The sequence below is a fragment of the Oleiphilus sp. HI0128 genome, assembly GCF_001635365.1.
The window spans coordinates 1-2334 of the sequence record NZ_LWGG01000919.1; the positions used below are offsets into that span (position 1 = coordinate 1).

3 protein-coding genes, 1 tRNA gene and 2 pseudogenes are annotated in these 2334 nt (G+C 45.1%); all 6 read left to right on the forward strand.

Features of this window, described 5'->3' with window-relative positions:
• Positions 1 to 276 (forward strand): annotated as a pseudogene (gene tuf, locus A3763_RS14945) (elongation factor Tu); the annotation flags it as partial.
• 47 nt (positions 277 to 323) lie between these two features.
• A tRNA-Trp gene (locus tag A3763_RS14950) sits at positions 324 to 399 on the forward strand.
• 53 nt (positions 400 to 452) lie between these two features.
• A complete protein-coding gene (secE, locus tag A3763_RS14955; RefSeq protein ID WP_068507441.1) occupies positions 453 to 821 on the forward strand; it encodes a preprotein translocase subunit SecE in 369 nt (122 codons plus the stop codon).
• 13 nt (positions 822 to 834) lie between these two features.
• Entirely contained in the window at positions 835 to 1368 is a 534-nt protein-coding gene (gene nusG / locus A3763_RS14960; protein WP_068507438.1) for a transcription termination/antitermination protein NusG, read from the forward strand.
• Between the two features lie 99 nt (positions 1369 to 1467).
• Positions 1468 to 1902 (forward strand): 50S ribosomal protein L11, encoded by a 435-nt coding sequence (gene rplK, locus A3763_RS14965; protein WP_068507436.1) that lies wholly within the window; start codon positions 1468 to 1470, stop codon positions 1900 to 1902.
• Positions 1902 to 2334: pseudogene (locus A3763_RS14970) on the forward strand (50S ribosomal protein L1); the annotation flags it as partial. The gene rplK and the pseudogene A3763_RS14970, both read left to right, overlap by 1 nt.

A 2334-nucleotide genomic window follows, 5' to 3' on the forward strand; every position in this document is an offset into this window, starting at 1 on the left:
AAGTTTGAAGCTGACGTATATATCTTGGGTAAAGATGAAGGTGGTCGTCATACGCCATTCTTCCAAGGTTACCGTCCACAGTTCTACTTCCGTACGACTGATGTGACAGGTGCTTGTGAGTTGCCTGAAGGTGTTGAAATGGTAATGCCTGGTGATAACGTACAGTTAACAGCTACTTTGATCGCGCCAATCGCGATGGAAGAAGGTCTACGCTTCGCGATTCGTGAAGGTGGTCGTACTGTAGGTGCGGGTGTTGTAGCTAAGATTGTTGAATAATCTTAGTCTATGTTTGGAAGGCAGCTTGATGCTGCCTTCTTTTGTATAGGCCAGTAGCTCAATTGGCAGAGCAGCGGTCTCCAAAACCGCAGGTTGGGGGTTCGATTCCCTCCTGGCCTGCCATTTATTCTAGTAATAAATGGTAGTGGAACAGAATACTTATTAGTGCGTCGATTATGAATGCAAAGGTAGAGAAAGAAGGTAGTGCGCTAGATACGCTGAAGTGGTTGTTGGTGCTTTGTTTGGTGTCAGCGGGCGTGGTGGGTAACTACTATTTTGAAGCAGAATCTCTGTTGTACAGAGTGCTTGCGCTACTTGTTTTGGCATTTGTTGCTGGATGGGTTGCCGTTCAAACGACAAAAGGGCAGGCCTTTGCGAAGTTGGTCTCTGAAGCTCGTTTAGAGATTCGTAAGGTTGTATGGCCTACTAAGCAAGAGTTGACCCAGACGACAATGATAGTTGTTGTTTTTGTGTTAGTGGTTGCGCTTATTTTATGGGGTGTCGACTCCCTGATCGGCTGGATTGTTTCCAGTATTATAGGGTAGTAGGAGAATCACGATGTCCAAAGCTTGGTATGTAGTTCATGCCTATTCAGGTTACGAAAAGCAGGTAATGCGCTCGTTGCAAGAGCAGGTTGCTTTGAAAGGCTTGGAAGCAAAATTTGGTGAAATACTGGTTCCTACAGAGGAAGTGGTAGAAATGCGCGAAGGTAAAAAGCGCAAGAGTGAGCGTAAGTTTTATCCAGGCTACGTTCTTGTGCAAATGGAAATGGACGACGATGCTTGGCATTTGGTTAAGTCCACTCCAAGAGTGTTAGGCTTTATTGGTGGTACTGCTGAAAGACCTGTGCCAATTACTGATCGTGAAGCTGATACGATTCTTCAGAAGATAGAGACGGGTGCAGAGAAACCTCGTCCTAAGACCTTGTTTGAAGCTGGTGAAGTGGTTCGGGTTATCGATGGGCCGTTTGCAGACTTTAATGGTGTTGTTGAGGAAGTAGATTACGAGAAGAGCCGCGTTAAAGTAGCGGTTCTGATTTTTGGTCGCTCTACCCCTGTCGAACTAGAGTTTGGGCAAGTAGAAAAAGACTAAGCAAGTAAGATTTTATCTGCTCACTTTGCGAACTGCAAAGTGGGCTTTTTCTGTCTATACGGGGAGCTATTGAAGCGTTTGAACCCGAAGGAGTAAAAAATGGCAAAGAAAGTTGATGCTTATATCAAGCTTCAGGTAGCCGCTGGTAAAGCGAATCCAAGTCCGCCGGTTGGTCCTGCACTAGGTCAGCACGGTGTTAACATCATGGAATTCTGTAAAGCGTTTAACGCTCAGACTCAAGGTGTTGAACCAGGTCTGCCAGTTCCTGTTGTAATTTCTGTATATAGTGACAAGAGTTTTACTTTTGTCATGAAGACCCCACCTGCATCTATTCTGTTGAAGAAAGCTGCTGGTATCACTAGTGGTAGCGGTCGTCCTAATACTGAGAAGGTTGGAACTGTTACTCGCGCTCAGTTAGAAGAAATTGCTAAAACTAAAGACCCTGACTTAAATGCAGGTGATATGGATGCTGCAGTAAGAATTATTGCTGGTACAGCGCGTAGCATGGGACTTAATACTGAGGGTGTTAACTAATGGCAAAATTAACAAAGCGCCAAAAGTTGGTGCAGGAAAAAGTTCAAGCAGAAAAAGCGTACACGGTAGAAGAAGCGGTAGCTTTGCTTGCTGAGCTTTCAAACGGTGTTAAGTTTACTGAGTCGGTAGATGTTGCTATCAACCTAGGTGTTGATGCGCGTAAATCTGACCAGGCTGTTCGAGGTTCTACAGTACTACCAAATGGAACTGGCAAAACAGTTCGTGTTGCTGTGTTTACTCAAGGTGAAAATGCAGAGAAAGCTAAAGAAGCTGGTGCTGATATCGTTGGTATGGACGAGTTGGCTGCTGAAGTTAAAGCTGGAAACATGGATTTTGACGTAGTTGTTGCATCTCCGGACGCAATGCGTGTAGTTGGTCAGTTAGGTCAAATTCTTGGTCCACGCGGTCTAATGCCAAACCCGAAAGTTGGTA

Coding starts and splice junctions, on each gene's coding strand:
- secE (WP_068507441.1), top strand. CDS start 453: ATGAATGCAAAGGTAGAGAAAGAAGGTAGTGCGCTAGATACGCTGAAG.
- nusG (WP_068507438.1), top strand. CDS start 835: ATGTCCAAAGCTTGGTATGTAGTTCATGCCTATTCAGGTTACGAAAAG.
- rplK (WP_068507436.1), top strand. CDS start 1,468: ATGGCAAAGAAAGTTGATGCTTATATCAAGCTTCAGGTAGCCGCTGGT.